The 18339-nt window shown below is 39.8% G+C and carries 17 protein-coding genes; 12 read left to right on the top strand and 5 right to left on the bottom strand.

The features are described 5' to 3' along the window. Positions 1 to 60: 60 nt before the first annotated feature. Positions 61 to 789 (bottom strand): uracil-DNA glycosylase family protein, encoded by a 729-nt coding sequence (locus tag DYI25_RS07880; RefSeq protein WP_213367848.1) that lies wholly within the window; start codon positions 787 to 789, stop codon positions 61 to 63. An 18-nt stretch (positions 790 to 807) separates the two neighbouring features. After that, on the bottom strand, positions 808 to 1452 hold the full coding sequence (locus tag DYI25_RS07875; RefSeq protein WP_213367847.1) for an alpha/beta hydrolase: 645 nt from the start codon (positions 1450 to 1452) through the stop codon (positions 808 to 810). 123 nt (positions 1453 to 1575) lie between these two features. Here DYI25_RS07875 and DYI25_RS07870 point away from each other — a divergent pair, with 123 nt between their 5' ends. From DYI25_RS07870 to DYI25_RS07860, 3 genes are all read left to right on the top strand, one after another. Further along, on the top strand, positions 1576 to 2337 hold the full coding sequence (locus DYI25_RS07870; RefSeq protein WP_213367846.1) for a MerR family transcriptional regulator: 762 nt from the start codon (positions 1576 to 1578) through the stop codon (positions 2335 to 2337). A 173-nt stretch (positions 2338 to 2510) separates the two neighbouring features. Continuing rightward, positions 2511 to 2786, top strand: a complete 276-nt coding sequence (locus tag DYI25_RS07865; RefSeq protein WP_213367845.1) for a YkvA family protein — start codon at positions 2511 to 2513, stop codon at positions 2784 to 2786. A gap of 139 nt (positions 2787 to 2925) precedes the next feature. Continuing rightward, the gene (locus DYI25_RS07860; protein WP_213369481.1) at positions 2926 to 3753 is read left to right on the top strand and encodes an STAS domain-containing protein; all 828 of its coding nucleotides are present in this window, start codon (positions 2926 to 2928) and stop codon (positions 3751 to 3753) included. Positions 3754 to 3979: 226 nt separating this feature from the next. Here the strand turns inward: DYI25_RS07860 and DYI25_RS07855 are convergent, their stop codons facing one another. After that, on the bottom strand, positions 3980 to 5722 hold the full coding sequence (locus DYI25_RS07855; protein ID WP_213367844.1) for an AAA family ATPase: 1743 nt from the start codon (positions 5720 to 5722) through the stop codon (positions 3980 to 3982). A 324-nt stretch (positions 5723 to 6046) separates the two neighbouring features. Here DYI25_RS07855 and DYI25_RS07850 point away from each other — a divergent pair, with 324 nt between their 5' ends. The 6 genes from DYI25_RS07850 to DYI25_RS07825 all read left to right on the top strand — a co-directional run bounded on the left by DYI25_RS07850 (position 6047) and on the right by DYI25_RS07825 (position 12411). Then, entirely contained in the window at positions 6047 to 7291 is a 1245-nt protein-coding gene (locus DYI25_RS07850) for an MFS transporter (protein WP_213367843.1), read from the top strand. Between the two features lie 183 nt (positions 7292 to 7474). Then, positions 7475 to 7978, top strand: coding sequence for a CBO0543 family protein (locus tag DYI25_RS07845; RefSeq protein ID WP_213367841.1), 504 nt, complete (start codon positions 7475 to 7477; stop codon positions 7976 to 7978). Positions 7979 to 8082: 104 nt separating this feature from the next. Further along, a complete protein-coding gene (locus tag DYI25_RS07840) occupies positions 8083 to 9753 on the top strand; it encodes a DUF6044 family protein (RefSeq protein WP_249745282.1) in 1671 nt (556 codons plus the stop codon). A gap of 18 nt (positions 9754 to 9771) precedes the next feature. Beyond that, the gene (locus DYI25_RS07835) at positions 9772 to 10806 is read left to right on the top strand and encodes a glycosyltransferase family 2 protein (protein WP_213367840.1); all 1035 of its coding nucleotides are present in this window, start codon (positions 9772 to 9774) and stop codon (positions 10804 to 10806) included. After that, on the top strand, positions 10763 to 11398 hold the full coding sequence (locus DYI25_RS07830; protein WP_213367839.1) for a GtrA family protein: 636 nt from the start codon (positions 10763 to 10765) through the stop codon (positions 11396 to 11398). Before DYI25_RS07835 ends, DYI25_RS07830 begins: the two co-directional genes overlap by 44 nt. Positions 11399 to 11583: 185 nt before the next feature. Beyond that, positions 11584 to 12411: an undecaprenyl-diphosphate phosphatase gene (locus DYI25_RS07825; RefSeq protein WP_213367838.1), complete on the top strand. Its 828-nt coding sequence runs from the start codon at positions 11584 to 11586 to the stop codon at positions 12409 to 12411. Positions 12412 to 12524: 113 nt separating this feature from the next. Here DYI25_RS07825 and DYI25_RS07820 read toward each other — a convergent pair whose 3' ends face one another. Further along, entirely contained in the window at positions 12525 to 12680 is a 156-nt protein-coding gene (locus tag DYI25_RS07820; RefSeq protein ID WP_213367837.1) for a YpzG family protein, read from the bottom strand. A 214-nt stretch (positions 12681 to 12894) separates the two neighbouring features. Between DYI25_RS07820 and DYI25_RS07815 the strand changes: the two genes are divergently transcribed. The 3 genes from DYI25_RS07815 to DYI25_RS07805 all read left to right on the top strand — a co-directional run bounded on the left by DYI25_RS07815 (position 12895) and on the right by DYI25_RS07805 (position 15405). After that, positions 12895 to 13836 carry an ABC transporter ATP-binding protein gene (locus DYI25_RS07815; RefSeq protein ID WP_213367836.1) on the top strand — a complete coding sequence of 314 codons (942 nt, stop codon included), beginning with the start codon at positions 12895 to 12897 and terminating at the stop codon, positions 13834 to 13836. Next, positions 13833 to 14777, top strand: coding sequence for an ABC transporter permease (locus DYI25_RS07810; RefSeq protein WP_213367835.1), 945 nt, complete (start codon positions 13833 to 13835; stop codon positions 14775 to 14777). The genes DYI25_RS07815 and DYI25_RS07810 overlap by 4 nt, the downstream gene beginning before the upstream one ends. Before the next feature lie 70 nt (positions 14778 to 14847). After that, positions 14848 to 15405, top strand: coding sequence for a GNAT family N-acetyltransferase (locus tag DYI25_RS07805; RefSeq protein WP_213367834.1), 558 nt, complete (start codon positions 14848 to 14850; stop codon positions 15403 to 15405). An 804-nt stretch (positions 15406 to 16209) separates the two neighbouring features. Here DYI25_RS07805 and DYI25_RS07800 read toward each other — a convergent pair. After that, complete coding sequence (locus DYI25_RS07800) at positions 16210 to 18327, bottom strand: transglycosylase domain-containing protein (RefSeq protein WP_213367833.1); 2118 nt, start codon at positions 18325 to 18327, stop codon at positions 16210 to 16212. Between the last annotated feature and the right edge of the window lie 12 nt (positions 18328 to 18339).

Here is an 18339-nt window from a genome sequence, read left to right as displayed (position 1 = left end):
AGGAAGAAATTCCATTTGTGTAAGTTTAGAAGACCAAGATCATTGGTCTTTTAACTCTTTTTAGAAAAAATCTTTAATGGTTTTCTTCATTTTTTCCTTATGGCTATTAAATTGGAGAAAGCGATGGCCATTCGCGCCTGAAGGGTGTGGGAACCCGAATAAAACGTTCTCTTTTTTGAATAGGCCTCCACGAGTATATTCGTATATGATTTCCTCGACTCCTTTACCAAGCGGGATGATCAACGCATCCCGAAGTGCTGATGCCTGTGGCTCAAAGTATTCTGCCAGAAAACGAGTCAGTAATTTATTCTTCATGATTTTCGGGCTGTGTCCAGTGTAGTTATTTCCATTGAGAAAGACAGCATACGGTATGAGAGAAGTAGTATGGAGCAGGAAATCTTTATCGTTAAAAAGCTCCTCACAGCTTTGCAAATCCAACATTTTATTCAAATCTAAATCATCGAGCATTTGGGTGATGTTTCTCCGAAGCACTCCAAAAAACCTTGCCTCGCGCTTACAAATATAAAATACTTCCTCAATTGAAAGGTTTTCCTCTAAACCTCTTCGGGCAACAGCAAAGGATTTATTCATTTGTTGAAAACCGGGTGTAATACCTACAATAAACACCTTGGCCTTTTTGTTGATATATTCGTTATGAGTGCAATAGTAAATTTCAATAGTTCCTTCCTTCGCCAGCAGAAAATCTGAAGTTAATAGGTCGGCTCGGGAATAACTTTCTTTTAAAGGGAGATCAGCAATTCTCCTGATGTATTGTTCCAGCATGGCCATGCTCATTCCCCCATTCCGTTAAAAGCTGCTAATTTTTGCTATCACCTTTTTCAGTACATCAATTGAATCTATTGGGCGCTCGACGTAGTTAAGACTGTGTTCTGTACCAGGAATTAAAAGCGTCTGCATATTTTCCTTTATGTTAAGTTTCTCATATCTTTCAGGAACAAAACATGGGTCTTCATCGCCGATGATGCATAAACCCTTTTGTGTTGAGGAAATCATCTTATCCAAAACGTAATCCAGCTGCAGGAGCGGGGTAAGCCAGATAACCTTAGCGTCCATGAAAGCCTTTTGATCAATTATTGAAGACAGGGCGATGGTCCCCAGCGATTTTCCGATTAAAGTATAATTTTCGTATGGTTGGTTTTTCAGGATATAATCAAGTACCGCATTAACATCTTCTGTGATTTGCTTAATTTCTTCCTCTAAGGTCATAGATTCCGATTGAACAGTATTATAATCATAGTTAACATGAAGGACATCAAACCCTTTATTTAAAAAGACTCCTGTTGAATAATGAAATAACGGACCCTGTACAGTATATCCTCTTCCAGGGAGCATGACTGCGAGGGAGCTTGCTTGTTTATTCTGTTTGATGTGCTGGAATGAAACAGGCTGCTTCTTGTAACCGGGGACAAAATTTTTAATAAAAGTGAACATTTCCATATCTCCTTAAAAGTTTTCTCTATTATACATGAATTTTCAGAATATGGATTGAACAAAAATATATTGACCCTGACGTTGCGTCATAGTTTACGATTTAAATGTGGAGGTGATCGAGATATGTACAAAGTAAAAGAAGTTGCGGAAATGACCGGAGTGAGTGTGCGTACGCTGCATCATTATGATCGTATTGGATTACTCAAACCAGAGGCAGTGTCATCTGTGGGCTACCGACTTTATTCAAAAGAGAATCTTGAGCGCCTTCAGCAAATTTTAGTTTTCAAAGAAATGGATTTCTCCCTTCATGAAATCAAGGATATTATTGAACGGCCAGAGTTCAACCGCAGAGAAAATTTAAAAAAGCATAAAGAATTGCTTTTAGCAAAAAAAAAGCGGCTAGAAGGGATGATCCGAACAGTGGAAATGACAATTGATTCGATAGAAGGAGGTTACCAAATGGCAAATAAAGATATGTTCAAAGGTTTTGATATGAAGGAAATTGAAGAACACCAGAAGAAATATAGTGAGGAAGCGAAAGAAAGGTACGGTAAGGAGACTGTTGAAAACGTAGAGAAGAAGACAGCTGGGTATTCATCTGAAGATTGGGGGAACATCCAGGGTAAGACAGATGAAATTTATAAGCGGATCATTGCCGGAATGGACCATGGTCCAGAAGATCCAGGAGTACAGCGGGCAGTCTCGGATTGGCGCCAGTTTATCACTGACCATTATTATGATTGCAGATTGGACATTTTTCGCGGTCTGGGGGATTTATATGTCGATGACCCAAGGTTCACAAAAAATATAGATAAATACCAACAAGGACTAGCAGCTTTCTTTAAAGAAGCAATACATTACTATTGTGATCAGCAAGAAAAGTAAATCATTTATCCAGCTAGGAAAGCAGCCAAGATTTTGGCTGTTTTTTGATGTCTAATTGAAACATATCTCCATTTCCACCGTATATAGATAAAGTGTCCATGTCTCTTGCTTATAATGTTTGAAAGTCTATAAGAGGTGAATGAGGGTAATACTAGTATGAAGGAGGGTTTCTTATGAAAAAGTTTTTCAAAAGAATGAGGCTTGTATTTAAAGTGAAAAGGTTTGTACCTTTTTTAATAGAGTTCTTTACTTCTAATATGGTTCCAGTAAAGCAAAAAGTAATTTCAGTTGGTTTGATCATCGGCTATTTTCTGTTGCCGTTCGATATCATCCCCGACTTCTTAACCCTGATTGGGGTCGTAGATGATGTAGGTGTGCTGCTTATCATTTTTCAGCAAATTATAAAAATGGCTCCCACTGAATTAAAGGAAAAGCATAAACTAGTTTAAAAGACAGATAGGATCAAAGTCCATGGCACAACCTCGTTTTTATTTTTAAAAGGGGAGATATTTGATATAATTCAATAAAATACTACTTTGTTCTTAAGTATAGTTCACTGTGGTGCATTTCCAGACTGGGGGAAGCATGATGCACAGAAATCAAAACTTATATATATATCTGAAAGAAAACACCCGAAATTTAACGGAAGAATGGTATGAAAAAATCGATAAGACAAAGGCGGCAGGTGTTTATGCATCAAATGATCCAGATGTTATAAAAGTCTTAAAAGAGCAAAACCATGAATTTCATCTGCATTTTATTGAATTATTCAACAAAGGGGAAAAAGATTTTTTCCAGGATTTTGAACCGTGGATTATCGAAATAGCCAGTGATTTTGAACATATTAATACGCCCATCCATTACATTATAAGGGAATTTAAAAATGTCAGAAATCAGTATTTTGACTATGTCCGAAAATTTGCGGAGTTACACCCAGATATAACAAGAAAAGAAGTAGATGTCTGGTACGACGTCATCCTTAAAGAAATGGATGAAGTCATTTTACGCTTTGTTGAAGCTACATATAAATACTCGCAAAACGTATTAAAAGCCCAGCAAGAGACAATTAACGAATTAAGTGCACCGGTCATTTCGTTAAGCAACCATCAAGGGTTGCTGCCTCTTATTGGAGATATTGATACAACCAGGGCGAAAATGATCCTTGAAAATACACTGAAGCATTGCAGTCAAAGCGGTATAAACCATCTGTTTGTCGATCTATCCGGTGTGGCGATGATAGACACAATGGTTGCCCATCAGTTATTCCAGCTTTTTAATGCATTGAAATTAATAGGCGTAAAGACTACTCTTTCTGGCATAAGGCCTGAAATCGCCCAGACAGCCGTACAGCTCGGGCTTTCTTTTAAAGATACGGAAGTTAGAGCAAGCCTTGCCCAGGCTCTGGAGCAAAAATAAAAAAAAGGCTTTCCACTGCGGAAAGCCTTTTTCTTGTAGTGTAGGAAGTATAAATTTCACTTCGAGAAATGTCTAGCTCCAGCGCCTAGCCCCTCGAGTCGCTTGTCTAGCTGCGGCTCCTAACTCCTCGAGACTCTTCGGTCCTGCCAATGAAGTCAAAGACCGACTTCACTGGCAAGCCCTCCAGCGCTTGTCGGGGCTGACCAAGGCGCTTGCGCTTTTCTTATTAAGCCATTATATATTGATCCTCAAAAGAACCTGTTTTATCCTGAACGATCTCATCCACTTCCGAACCTTCCAGCGTTTCTTTCTTTAGCAATTCTTCCACTAGTCGTTCAAATTGTTTCTGGTGAGCATTTATGATCATTTCGGATTTTTCTAAAGCGTCATCAAAAAGTTCCTGCATTTTTGTTTCTTTCAAGCCTTTGCTGAATGTTAGTGAGAAACCTTCCTGCAGCAAACCGGTGTCAACCATCTGTTCAATAATCTGTTTAGCTTGTTGGACATCTCCGCTTACTCCGATACTGTGTTCACCTAGAATCATCCGTTCAGCAACACCACCAGCAAGAATCATGGCAATTCGGTCAATCAAGTCGCTATGTGTAGACAATTGAAGCTCTTTAGGAATTGGAGCTACATAACCGAGTGCCTGTCCCCGGGGTATGATGGTTGCTTTGCGAACTGACCCGGGTTTAGTGACAGCAGAAACAAGAGCATGGCCTGCCTCGTGGATTGCAACCCTGCGCTTTGTGTCGGCATCCTGAAGAGTGCGGGAAGTGCTTCCAAGGATAGTTCGGTCAAGAGAATAATCTATATCACTCTTTGAAATGAAATCCTGTCCATTTCTTAAAGCCCGTCTACTTGCAGTCTCAAACAATGAATGCAGCTCGGCACCAGAGAATCCAGAAGTGCTTTCAGCCAGATCATCTAATGATGAGACAACATTGTCAGCAAGGTTTTTCCCTTTAATATGGATATCAATGATTTCCCTTCTACCTCTCGTATCCGGAAGAGGGACATTGAATGAGAAATCAATACGTCCAGGCCGCAGGAATGCATCATCCAGCATGTCTTTTCTGTTTGTTGCAGCAATGAAAAGGATACCATCATTAGGATGTCCCCCGTCAAGCTGGACAAGTAGCTCTGTCAATGTCTTTTCGCCTTCTTCACCGCCATGGGGTTTACGCTTACCTGCAAGAGCGTCGACTTCATCTATGAAAATTACTGCTGGACCTTGCTTCCGGGCACTTTGGAATAAGCTTCGGACACGTGATGCACCTACACCGATGAACATTTCATTAAATGCAGATCCGCTGGCTGTGAAAAAGTTGGCATTCAATTCTCGCGCAATAGCTTGAGCAAGCAAGGTTTTACCTGTACCTGGAGGTCCATACAAAAGAATTCCCTTAGGAGGCTTAATGCCCATCTTTGCCGACTTGTCTGGATTTTTCAAGATTGATAGAGTCTGGATGATTTCCTCTTTCATTTCATCCTGCAATCCACCTACATTTTCTAAGGTAATGGAAGGCAGAGGGTTAGGCTTTGATAAACTATTTTTCATTCTATTGCCTGTACCTATACCTCCAGTTTTCTTTTGAATCACGAAGGCTGCGCCCATCAAAAGCACTAACACACCACCAAGAATCCAAGCGCCATATCTGCTGTTATTCATATATTCATACTTTATATTATATTTTTCTACTAATTTGTCGACCATCTCGCTGCCGGGTGGAACTTGGGAAACTAATGTTGCTTCTTTAGTCTTGAGTAGTAGAGTTCCATCCATTTTTTCAATAAGAGTTGCTTCATCACCATTTAGGCCCTCTATTGACTTGACAAGGGAAGAGAATGGGACAGATACTTTATCATCAGTATTTTGAACGACAAATGTCGCTGCTATCGTAACTATAACCATAAACACCGCAAAAAGCGGAAGGATCTTAGAAACAAACTTCGGATTAGAATTCATGGTTTCAGCTCCTTATCAATTCTATATACCATTATAAGTAATATACTAATGTTATAAATGGGTAAATTGTATGACTCGGAGTGGTAAATAAATGAAATTAATAGGCATGAGGTTTAATGTGGGTACGAATGCGGGAATAAAGAGTTTTTTATATTAATGTTGGGAAAATTTATGTGGACAAATTGTGACTATTATTTAAATTGGTAAAAATTTCAAAAAGAAATAAATGGCTTCTTGAAACTTTTGGAAGGGAAAGATAGGATGAAAAGAGAAATAGTTTAGTTATAATTTTACATTTATTTTCTGCACTCAGGAGGGGTCTGTTTGAAGGGCTGGAAGAATCCTATACTTTTGGTTCTCGGAATTGGGATTTCAAACATCGGTAATTGGATTTATTTTGTGGCTATTAATTTATTAGTATTAAAATTAACAGGTTCTGCCGCGGCAATTGCAGGATTATTCATCATCAGGCCTTTGGCAATCCTTTTAACTAATACATGGGCAGGTAGCGTCATTGATCGTGTCAATAAGAGAAGGTTAATGGTTTCCATTGATATCCTTCGTGGTGTTTTAATTGCAATCATCCCATTATTTAATTCGCTAGTTCCAATTTATATTATTATGTTCTTAACTAATATAGCAGGTGCATTTTTTGGTCCCACTTCAGAAACGTACATAACAAAGCTTGTTCCTCCCGAAAAGAGAAAACGATTCAATTCAATTTTTTCCTTTGCAACATCTGGGGCTATGCTGGTTGGACCGAGTGTGTCAGGACTGCTGATAATGTATGGAAGCATAAATACAAGTATTTATATTAATGCTGTAACTTTCTTTTTATGTGCTGTGGCAATATTCTTCCTGCCGGATGTTGATGAAAGGCTAAATGATGAACAATATAGAGATCGGATTACGATGAAAATGATCGCTGCTGACTGGAAGGCTGTGATCAATTTTGGGAAAACAGCAGCAGGATTTATGGTGGTTTTCCTGATTTTTCAGTTCATTACATTAATTTCATTTGCACTTGATTCTCAGGAGGTAACCTTCATACAGCAGGTTGTTGGCTTATCCGAAAAGAATTATGGGTTGTTGGTAAGTCTCACTGGAGCAGGGTATGTGGCTGGGTCATTTGCAGTGTCAGCCCTGGCGAATCGTCTTTCAATAAAAATGCTATTAGGATTGGGATCCTTTTTGTCAGTAACAGGTTACTTGATGTTTTATCTTGCCTCATCAAACACGGTTCCTCTGGCTGTAATTGGCTTTATCATTATTGGGTTCTTTTCTCCATTTTCGTTTACTGGTTACACTACTTTTTTCCAAAACAATGTACCGGTTGACTTGATGGGAAGGTTCAGCAGCGCGTTTGCCTTCTTTCAGGCAATGGTTCAAATCATTTTAACCTTACTATTGGGTTATTTAGCGGAAGTAGTAAAACTACAAACTGTCACCATTGCTTTCTCGGCTCTGGGATTGCTACTGGCGGTTGCCCTGACATCCATCATTTTCTTTCAGTCGAAAAAGGATCTTTTTATCCTTGAGGCAGAGAGCAATTTAACAGAAGAGGGATAAAAAGCTGTACTGGTTAAAATAACCAGTACAGTTTTTTTATAGGGAAATATTAAACCTATTATCACCAGCACTCGGGAACTCCACATACATAAAACAACGTGATTGGTAGAAAATACATTTGATTGATTAATGGAAACTAACAGGAAGTTCTTAAGGCGATGGTTATAAAAGGGAGGGGAGAGCTTGTTCCATGCTGTAGTCATTGTTGGTGGGATCGTGTTGTCAGTTGGAATGGGAAAATGGCAAAGGTGGAAAGAGTATTTACCTACTTTTTATTACTGGGCCTTGTTTAGCTGCTTCTATGAGTATATTTCGTACATAGGCAACAAACAATTGTGGGAGTTTGATAAGAATTTCATCAGTCTATTTGTCACAGAAACACTTTATACGTTTGTTTTTTACCCAAGTATCATTATCCTGTTTTTGGGCAACTTTCCAGAGAAAACAACTGGAAGGTTGTGGTATTACGTAAAGTGGATATCATTGTCGGTCATTATAGAGGCGATTGCGCTAAATTTAGGAGCCATTAAATTTGCACACGGTTGGTCTATGGGCTGGGAAGTATTTTTCTATGCTACGATGTATCCTATGCTCAGGCTCCACTATAAGAAGCCTATAATCGCGCTGGCTCTTTCAGTACTTTTTGTACTCTTTTATTTACTGATTTTTGACTACCATCTTATATGATGGTTAGTGGACCTCTTCCTGATTGTTTGGCAGTTGAGGGAATAGTTTCTAAAAATGTGCAAAACTTAATAAAAGCAAATATGAAATTTGAGGTGTTATGAGATTTGTCTTACTTGCAGGATAAAGAGCGGATATTCATCGTGTGTTCTCTGATTGTGATTTCACTCTTCCTATCCCCATATTTTATTTTAGGAGACGATGCCCATATCCGGGTCCATGACAATCTTGACTCAAATTTGGCATGGTATAAGGTACTTGCAGAAAGTGGCCAGATTGCCGGACCGTTAGAATCCAGGATTTCTCAAATCATTAATGGGCTGCCAAGGAACGCGCTTGGAACCGAGTATAGCCTTATTGTTTGGCTGTATGTATGGTTCCCTACCATGATTGCATACGGAATAAGCCAGACAATCACAAGGTTTATTGCCTTCCTCGGAATGTATTTGGTTTTGAAGGACCACTTTGTTAAGGGAAAAGATAAGAGCCTGATTCGTGTTGGAACCGCGCTTGCATTTGCCCTTACTCCTTTTTGGCCGTCAGGAATGCTTAGTACATTGGGTATGCCACTGGCACTTTGGGCTTTTTTTCATATAAGAAATGGAAGAGGTACCTGGTTGCATTATCTTGCCCTTACTCTCTTGCCATTTTACTCAAGTATTGTTTTGGGTTTTTTCTTTTTCCTTAGTGCAATGGGTTTATTCTGGCTTAGTGATGTAATTCGGGGTAAAGGATGGAACTGGAGATTCTTCATAGCAATAGCTTATATGACTGCTGTTTACTTAATCACTGATTACAGGCTGGTATATTCCTTTTTATTTGATGGAGAACCTAATAGCAGGGATGAATACTTTCATGCCCGCCTGACTTTCTGGCATTCCGTCAGGCTTACGTTCAAAAATTTCTTCCTTGGGCATCACCATGTAATGACTGTACATACAATTATTATTTTGCCGGTCATCATTGCAGCGATGTTTTTGATTTGGAAGCATCGAAAATGGGGGAAAGAGCGTATCTTCGTTTTCTTATTTGTGCTGAATTTTATCTTATCCGCTTGGTATGCCTTTTGGTTTTATAAAGGATGGCTTCCATTAACGGAGAGGTTCCATTTTTTAGATACATTTAATTTTGCCAGGTATCACTTTTTGCGTCCATTAGTGGTGTACATTTTATTTGCCATTGGCCTGAGGATTCTCTGGAATGAAAAAGTATTTCGCAGATCAGTTCCCTGGCTGATAGCTGCCCAAATCTTCTTGCTGTTGTTAACAAATGAAGAGATTGTTTTTCACAAAAAGCCTAGTGTTAGGGAATTTTATGCTGAGGAACAATTTGAAGCGATTAAAAACCACATAGGAAAACCTCAAAATAGCTATCGTGTCGCCAGTATAGGCTTACATCCAGCCATTGCACAATATAATGGATTTTACACACTCGATACCTACAATAATTTTTATCCTCTGAGTTATAAATATCAATTCAGGAAGATTTTCGAAAAAGAACTTGAGAAAAATAAACGGATCCGAGTTTATTTTGATGAGTGGGGCGGACGCTGTTACATCTTTACTGATGAATTGGGAAAACATTATATGTTTAAAAAAACATCAAAAAGAAGAATTAAAAATATCGAATTGAATTTAGAGCCGTTTAAACAAATGGGCGGGGAATATATCTTTTCTTCTGTTCCCATTGATAACGCAATAGAAAATAACCTGAAGCTTGGTAAAGTTTTTACCTCAAAGGATAGTGCCTGGAAAATTTACCTCTATGAAGCTTTATAACACCAAGGAGGGCCATAAATGAATATGCCGATCTTAACAATTATCGTTCCTTGTTATAATGAAGAAGAAGTTTTAGAAGACACTATTGATCAGTTAACATCAAATCTTAGTGAAATGATCATGGAAAACCTGATATCAGAAAAAAGTAAAATCTTATTCGTCGATGATGGGAGCAAGGATAGTACTTGGCACTTGATATACAAAGCAAGTTTAATTAACGAAATGGTAAAAGGACTAAAGCTATCAAGAAATGCTGGGCATCAGAATGCCTTGCTTGCCGGGCTTTTTTCAGCAAAAGAGGCATCCGATTGCATGGTAACCATCGATGCTGATCTGCAAGATGATATTCTTGCTATGAAAGAAATGGTAAGAAAGTTCAACGAGGGTTACGAGGTTGTATATGGTGTGCGGAGCAGCAGGGAGAGTGATACATTCTTCAAACGTTTCACTGCAGAAGGTTTTTACAAGCTAATGGACAAGCTTGGGGTCAAACTGGTGTTCAACCACGCCGATTTTCGCTTGATGGGCAAGAGGGCCGTTGAAGAATTGGAGCAATTTGCGGAAAGTAATATGTTTCTTCGTGGAATTGTTCCATTAATCGGTTTTAACTCTACTGCTGTTTATTATGAAAGAAAGGAACGGCTTGCAGGGGAAACGAAATATCCATTAAGGAAAATGCTAGCGTTTGCCTTTGACGGAATCACTTCATTTTCAGTTACACCGATAAGATTCGTTATGCTTATAGGATGTCTCTCTTTTTTTGTAAGCCTTGTATTCGGTTTATACTTTCTTACATTGAAGCTTTTTGGGAACACAGAACTTGGATGGACATCCCTGATTACCTCGATATGGCTGATAGGGGGACTGCAGCTAATTGCCCTTGGTTTGGTCGGAGAGTATATAGGTAAAATCTATAAAGAAACAAAGCGGAGACCGAAGTATATCATCGATGTCGATCTCTTTAACCTGCCTGTGTCCAGGAAATTGATGAACATGGAAGGGGCAGATTATGAGTCAATCGTTGAAACTCGGAAGCTATCTGAGAATAACTAATCAGCTGGCGCAAAAGATTGTCCTGAGAACTACAACTTTTCCCCCATTCCTGAAATTCCTGTTAGTTGGCGTGCTGAATACATTTGTTGGAATGGGGCTGATGCTGTTACTGAAGAATGGACTGGATTGGCCATTTTGGTATGCCACATTCACAGGAAATACTATAGGTGCTGCAGTTAGTTTTCTATTGAATCGAACTTTTACATTTAATAGCAGTGTTCCCATTCAGATTGGGGGACCAAGGTTTATTATAGTTGTTCTAGCGTGTTACTTCCTTTCCTTCTCGATCAGCCGAGTGATAACGGGGGCAATGGACTCCATTACAGTAAGGCAATTTTTTATCGATTCGGACAATATCGCGATACTACTTGGGGCAATCATATACACAATCACAAACTATATTGGACAAAAATCCTTTGTTTTAAGGATAGTTCTCAAAGCAGCTCTTGATGCTGCTTTTTTGTTGTTTTTAATCTGGATTTTAAAAGTCAATAAGTTGATTACTACATGTAGTATTCTTAATCCAGCTCCAGCGCCTAGCCCCTCGAGTCGCTTCGGTCCGCCCAATGAAGTCAAAGAACGACTTGGTTGAGCGGACCTCCAGCGCTTGTCGGGGCTGAGCAAGGCGCTTGCGCTTTTTGTTCTTGACTAAAACTCCAATTAAGGATAAAAATTAATGAGTGCAATTTATATTTTTATCTTTTTGTTGGTAAGGTTTTCTGAACATGGCAAGTAATCAATATCTAAATTTAACTTTAAAAGGAGTAAGACCACTACATGAACATTTGGGAATTATTTGTGGCATTTATACTCGGTCTAGTAGAAGGATTAACTGAATTTGCGCCTGTATCGTCTACCGGTCATATGATTATTGTCGATGACCTGCTATTGCACTCTAAACAATTATTTACAGAACCAGTTGCCAATACTTTTAAAGTAGTGATTCAATTAGGATCTATTTTAGCTGTGGTTATTGTGTTTAAGGAAAGATTCATAAACCTATTAGCTTTGCAAAAAGGGGTTTCATTAGGAGATTCCAAAGGCAGGTTAAGCTTGCCTAAAGTGATTGTTGGCTTGATTCCCGCCGGGTTTACAGGCGTTTTATTTGAGGATTATATTGATGAACACCTATTCTCCGTAGAAACAGTGATTATTGGATTAGTAGTCGGTGCATTCCTATTAATCATCGCAGACCGCTTACAACCGAAAAAACTCAAGACTGAAGACGTTGATCAAATCAGCTATAAACAAGCACTGGGAGTAGGTTTGTTCCAGTGCCTTGGTTTATGGCCTGGATTCTCCAGGTCTGGTTCTACAATTGCTGGAGGAGTTATTCTTGGAATGAGCCATCGCGCGGCTTCCGATTTCACCTTCATTATGGCGGTTCCGATCATGCTCGGTGCCAGCGGCATTTCCCTATTGAAAAATTGGGAGTATTTCACGATTGATGCTTTGCCATTTTTCACTGTAGGCTTTATCAGCGCATTCGTATTCGCGTTAATTTTCATTAGATTCTTTTTGAAACTTATCAATAAAATTAAATTAATGCCATTCGCTATTTATCGGATTATTTTGGCAGGGCTGATTTATTTTATTTTCCTTTAAAACCTTTAATATCGGCAAAGTTTTGATTGATAGTTATTGCTGCATAGGCTATGGAAGCTTTTAAAAAGGAAAAGACGCAAATGTGCGCCTTTTCCTTTTTTGGTTTCAAAAAATCAAAACATGCGGTGCGCTTTCGCGTTACTCCTCGCAAGAAGAACATTATGTGCTACCTGAGTTTCACCATTTATCTGCGAGTTTGTATGCTTGCGCCTTGACCTACTGTGGTGAAAAAGTTGTGAGTGTGGATCCAAATGATCTTTGTAACTCATACAATCACCTCATGAATGGATTTTTGAAACACGCGATATTCGTACGAATATCATTTATATCGTGTGTATTAAGGATGGGCAATATACAGAATAAAGATAAAGGATCTGATACGATAATCTTTTTTTGCTTTTTTTGTAACTTTTTACAATTTTCATCGTAATAATCTTTGTGAGGCAATGAAATATAAACTTTTTTATGAAATGAGGAGATTCTATGTCGCAATTTGCCCTTGAGGTAAACGCGTTAACAAAAACGATTGGTAAAAAGACAATCGTTGATGACGTGAGTTTTCAAGTAGAACGGGGTGAAATATTTGGACTTCTTGGTCCTAATGGTGCGGGGAAAACAACAATCATCCGAATGATCGTTAGTCTGATTAATCGTACAGGAGGAACTGTGTTAATAAATGGACATGATTTAGATGATTCCTTTACAGAGGCAATGAATGAATTGGGTGCCATTGTGGAAAACCCGGAATTCTATAAATACCTTAGTGGATATAAAAACCTTAGGCATTACGCTCGTATGGCATTAAGCGAAATTACTGAAGATCGAATTAACGAAGTAACCGAGCTGGTAGGACTTGATACTGCAATACATGATAAAGTTCGTACTTATTCCTTAGGGATGCGCCAACGCCTAGGGGTTGCCCAAGCAATTTTACATAAGCCGTCCATCCTAATACTGGATGAACCTACAAATGGACTAGATCCTCAGGGAATTCGTGAATTCCGTGATTATTTGCGCTTGCTCGCAAGCCAGGGAACATCTGTGTTAGTCTCCTCGCATTTATTATCAGAAATGCAGCTAATGTGCGACCGGTTTGCAATTATCGAAAAGGGAAAACTGATCCATATATCTTCCATGCATGATAATGAAACATCGGAGGAAAAAAAGGTAAAAACGATAGAAGTGGAAGTGTCAAATCCCGCCCTTGCTTCTAAGCTTTTAACAGAATATATGGCAGATGTCAAAGTGACCTCGAGTAAAGGCTCGCGTCTGACCTTATCAACTCGCAAAGAACAAATACCGATGATCAACAAGCTATTTGTTGAAAATGATATAGATGTTTATGAAATTTTAAATGTGAAAGCAACGCTGGAAGACCGCTTCTTGGAAATCACAAATAAAGATAAAAAGGAGCAAATGGTATGATTCCTTTAATACAAAATGAATTGATGAAGATATTTGGCAAAATGGCAAGTTGGATATATATGATCGTTATTGTACTGGCAGTATTAATCGCAGGAATTATCTATTCTAAATTCAGTGCAGATCCGAACCCTAATTGGAGACAGGATACCCAGGATGAAATTGCCATGCTTGAAAACCAGATGGCATCTGCTTCCGGTGACGAAAAGAAAATGATTCAAAACCAAATTGAGCAAACCCAGCAATTTCTTGATCAAGACATAAATCCGCATGAAAAAACAAACTGGCACTTCATGAATGATGTCGTGGTGGGTGTAAGCTCACTCGTCACCTTGTTCGTGGTTGTTGTCGGCAGTGCCAATGTTGCTGCAGAATTCTCCGATGGAACAATAAAGCAGCTTTTGATTCGACCGCATCAAAGATGGAGAATCCTTCTTTCAAAGTACATAGCTGTCATTTTCTATGCATTATTATTGGTCTTAACACTAATCGTATCTGGATATATCATTGGATTGCTCCTATTTGGCAGTGGGGATTTCAATATGAAGATATTTGAAATCACGCTGGAAGGGAGAAAGGTAGCCATTGTCGGTACACAATTCATGTTAAAAATGCTTTACTTCATTCCAAGCCTGCTCATCATCATGACGATTGCCTTTATGCTGTCAACATTGTTTAAAAGCCAAGCTCTAGCGGTCGGAATAGGAATTTTTGTCCTCTTCTTTTCATCTACACTCGGCGGTATTATCTTGATGCTTGCTGATAAGTATACATGGGCGAAATTTTTGATTTTCCCGCATTTGGATTTGACAGTCTATGCTCTTCAGGAAAGAATACTTGAGGATATAACATTGCCAGTATCGCTGTCCATCCTCGCTGTATATTACGCAGTATTTATGATGCTTACATTTTTCTTTTTCCAAAAGAGGGATATCAGTATTTAAGCAGAATAAATTAACGAGCGGTCTTGTGACCGCTCTTTTTAAATGGAAGATTGAAAGGAGAGAGGTTAAGGTGAATCCTATTTTATTGGATTTTCCAACTGAATTCGAAACAGACCGGCTTTTTATCAGGATGCCGCTGCCTGGTGACGGTGCTGTCACATGTGAATCAATAAATGCATCTTTAAAAGAACTTCAACCATGGATGCCATTTGCCCAAAAGGAACAAACGGTTGAAGAAACAGAAGTAGTGATCAGACAAGGATATTTGAATTTTTTAAATCGGTCAGACCTGAGGCTCCTTGTATTTAAGAAAGATACCAGGGAATTTGTTGCCTCATCCGGTCTACATAGAATCAACTGGGATGTCCCAAAATTCGAAATCGGTTATTGGATTGACACTCGATATAGCAGGCGAGGGTATATGACAGAGGCCGTCCAGGGAATCACTGATTTTGCCGTTCGAGAGCTTAAGGCCCGCAGAATCGAAATTAGGTGTGATTCATTGAATACAAAAAGCAGGGCGATCCCTGAAAAATTAGGGTTTGCTCTCGATGGCATACTAAAGAATGATTCAGTTTCAGTTGACGGTGAGTTAAGGGATACATGTATTTATTCTAAAATATTCTAAAACACCAGGTTTGTACAAAAACAAGGTGTTTGCTTATAACTTTGTCTGAAGGAATGCCGGGTTCGGACAAAACTGAGGTGATCGCCTGTAACTTTGTCCGAAGTAATGCCTGGTTCGGACAAAACTGAGTTGATCGCCAGTAACTTTGTCCGAAGTAATGCCGGGTTCGGACAAAACTGAGGTGATTACCTGTAACTATGTCTGAAGTGATGCCATGTTCGGACAAAAAGGCGATGATTACGTGTAACTTTGTCTGAAGTGAGGCGGTGTTCGGACAAAATGGGGAGGATCGCCAGTAACTTTGTCTGAAGTGAGGCCAGGTTCGGACAAAACTGAGGTGATTACCTGTAACTATGTCTGAAGTGATGCCATGTTCGGACAAAAAGACGATGACCGCGAGTAACTATGTCTGAAGTGATGCCATGTTCGGACAAAAAGGCGATGATTACGTGTAACTTTGTCTGAAGTGAGGCCGTGTTCGGACAAAATGGGGAGGATTGCCTGTAACTTTGTCTGAAGTGAGGCCAGGTTCGGACAAAATGGGGAGGATCGCCAGTAACTTTGTCCGAAGTGATGTCCTGTTCGTTCAAAATGGCGAGGGTTGCCTTTAACTTTGTCTGAAGTGATGCCGTGTTTGGACAAAATGGCAGTAAGATCCTGTGATTTTATCCGAAGTCATGCCTGGTTCGGTTATATCGGCGTCGTCAACAGGTTATCTAGTCCGAGAACACCACCATATCAAAAGGGGCTTATCGTCAGCAAAATAAAATGTGAGCAGCTAATTCCAGCTGCTCACATTTACTTTTATTGCCCTTGCCACTCTCTAAGTTTATCAATCACTTTGTCGCCAACCTTACCGGCGTCTTCCTGCATTTTTTCAAATACTTTTTTCCACTTTGGCGCTTCCTCTTTTAGTTTTTCCTCCACTTGGCCAGCACGCTCTTTTAACTCTTTCTCCAGTTCATTTGCTTTTTCCTTAATTGCTTTTTCTGTCTCTTCATAATCAACGATGGCACCGGACTGCCGATCGTTGATTGATTGGACTTTGAATTCTTCCTGCTCGATGTGGGGCACTGTTGCTTCCATGATCGCTCTAAACAGTGGCACTACATCCTTTGAGCTGCTGCTGGATAAATAATGCTTCCGGTCAGTTTTATCATATCCCAGCCATACAGCCCCGACGATGTTCGGTGTATATCCTACAAACCATTGATCTTTTGTTCCATTGATATCTGCATAAGGCAGCTGAGTAGACCCAGTCTTTCCTGCAATCTCAACACCTTCAATATTTGTCCCTTTACCAGTACCTGTTTCAACGACATTCAATAACATTGACGTCATTTCATTGGCCACTGATTTGGAAGTAACGCGTGTTGTTGAGCCATCATGCTCTGCAATCACCTTGCCAGTTGGACCTACAATTTTTGTAATCACATGGGCATCATGACGCTTCCCGCCATTTGGGAAGACAGAATAAGCTTCAGCCATCTGTAGCGGAGAAACACCATTATGCATTCCTCCCAGGGCGAGTGCCAGGTTCTGGTCTTCTTTTTCTACTTTGATTCCAAATCTTCTTACAGCATCAATTCCTTTATTCAAGCCTATTTCATTCAAAAGCCAAACAGCAGGTATGTTAATTGACTTTTCCACGGCCTCATACATTGGCACTTCTCCCTGATAGGTATCAGAGAAGTTTTTTGGGCTGTAGTTTTTAAATGACATCTTCTTGTCAACAAGCATGGAATCATATTCATAGCCTTCTTCTAAAGCCGGGGTGTAAACGGCAAGAGGTTTCATGGTCGATCCTGGCTGAGCCCTTAAGTGGGTTGCACGGTTGAATCCTCTGAACACTTTTTCCCCCCGTCCTCCAACTAGTGCACGGACGCCCCCATTCTCCGGATTAAGCAGTACGGATCCACTCTGTACTAAAACATCACTGGATCGATCAGGGAATAGATAATCCTGTCGGAACACTTTTTCCAGACCAGATTGTATGTCCTGATCAAGTTCAGTATAGATACGATAGCCTCTTGTCATTATTTCATCCTGGGTAAGGCCATATTTACTTGTGGCTTCATCCAAGACTGCATCGACATAAGAAGGATATTTGCGGTCGGCGAGAGAGCCGCCTCCGTCTTCCAATACAATCTTTTCAGACTTGGCTTTTGCATGTTCGATATCTGTTATCATCCCTAGTTCGTTCATCTTAGAAAGAACAATATTCCTGCGTTTGATGGCAGCGTCATAATTATTATAGGGATCTAGGGCAGAAGGTGCTTTAAGCAGGCCGGCAAGCAGTGCAGCCTCACTTATTGTGACATCCTGAATATCCTTTGCGAAGTATTTTTTACTGGCGTTGTTGATGCCAAACGCGCCACTGCCGAAATACACCTGGTTCAGATACATTTCTATGATTTCGTCCTTTTCATAAACCTTCTCAAGCTCGACTGCCAAAAATAATTCTTCTACTTTACGTTTGTATGTCCGCTCTGAAGATAACAAAGCGTTTTTGGTCAGCTGCTGGGTAAGGGTACTGCCACCCCCGGTAATGCCTCCAGCTAAAAGGTTTCCGAAAAAAGCACGGGCAATGCCTTTAATATCGAATCCGTTATGCTCATAAAAGCGTTCATCCTCAATAGCAATGACGGCATTTGGGACATGCTCTGGCATATCTTTTATCGACACTCCACCTGTACGGTTGGTAGCAAGCTTGCTTGCTTCATCCCCATTGCGATCATAAATGGTGGTTGCCTGGCTCAATCCATCCTTCAGGGTCTGGACATTCGCCCTGCTAGCGATAAAGGCGAACCAAAGGATCGAGAGCAATATGAAAACCAATAAGATTAATAACAAGATTTGAGTCAGGTGGCGCCGTTTCCAGAATCGAACAACAGCCTCCCAGAATCTTTGCAGTAAGTGCATATGATTTCTCCT

This window comes from Mesobacillus boroniphilus, from assembly GCF_018424685.1.
Classification (GTDB): Bacteria; Bacillota; Bacilli; order Bacillales; family Cytobacillaceae; genus Mesobacillus; species Mesobacillus boroniphilus_A.
This window is presented reverse-complemented; position numbering and strand designations above follow the sequence as displayed.

Bases quoted from the DNA above. Each gene is read 5' to 3' on its own strand.
- DYI25_RS07855 (WP_213367844.1), bottom strand. From the start codon at position 5,722: ATGAATTCTAATCCGAAGTTTGTTTCTAAGATCCTTCCGCTTTTTGCG.
- DYI25_RS07810 (WP_213367835.1), top strand. From the start codon at position 13,833: ATGATTCCTTTAATACAAAATGAATTGATGAAGATATTTGGCAAAATG.
- DYI25_RS07865 (WP_213367845.1), top strand. From the start codon at position 2,511: ATGAAAAAGTTTTTCAAAAGAATGAGGCTTGTATTTAAAGTGAAAAGG.
- DYI25_RS07830 (WP_213367839.1), top strand. From the start codon at position 10,763: ATGAGTCAATCGTTGAAACTCGGAAGCTATCTGAGAATAACTAATCAG.
- DYI25_RS07875 (WP_213367847.1), bottom strand. From the start codon at position 1,452: ATGTTCACTTTTATTAAAAATTTTGTCCCCGGTTACAAGAAGCAGCCT.
- DYI25_RS07870 (WP_213367846.1), top strand. From the start codon at position 1,576: ATGTACAAAGTAAAAGAAGTTGCGGAAATGACCGGAGTGAGTGTGCGT.
- DYI25_RS07820 (WP_213367837.1), bottom strand. From the start codon at position 12,680: ATGAGTTACAAAGATCATTTGGATCCACACTCACAACTTTTTCACCAC.
- DYI25_RS07825 (WP_213367838.1), top strand. From the start codon at position 11,584: ATGAACATTTGGGAATTATTTGTGGCATTTATACTCGGTCTAGTAGAA.
- DYI25_RS07835 (WP_213367840.1), top strand. From the start codon at position 9,772: ATGAATATGCCGATCTTAACAATTATCGTTCCTTGTTATAATGAAGAA.
- DYI25_RS07860 (WP_213369481.1), top strand. From the start codon at position 2,926: ATGCACAGAAATCAAAACTTATATATATATCTGAAAGAAAACACCCGA.
- DYI25_RS07880 (WP_213367848.1), bottom strand. From the start codon at position 789: ATGGCCATGCTGGAACAATACATCAGGAGAATTGCTGATCTCCCTTTA.
- DYI25_RS07815 (WP_213367836.1), top strand. From the start codon at position 12,895: ATGTCGCAATTTGCCCTTGAGGTAAACGCGTTAACAAAAACGATTGGT.
- DYI25_RS07800 (WP_213367833.1), bottom strand. From the start codon at position 18,327: ATGCACTTACTGCAAAGATTCTGGGAGGCTGTTGTTCGATTCTGGAAA.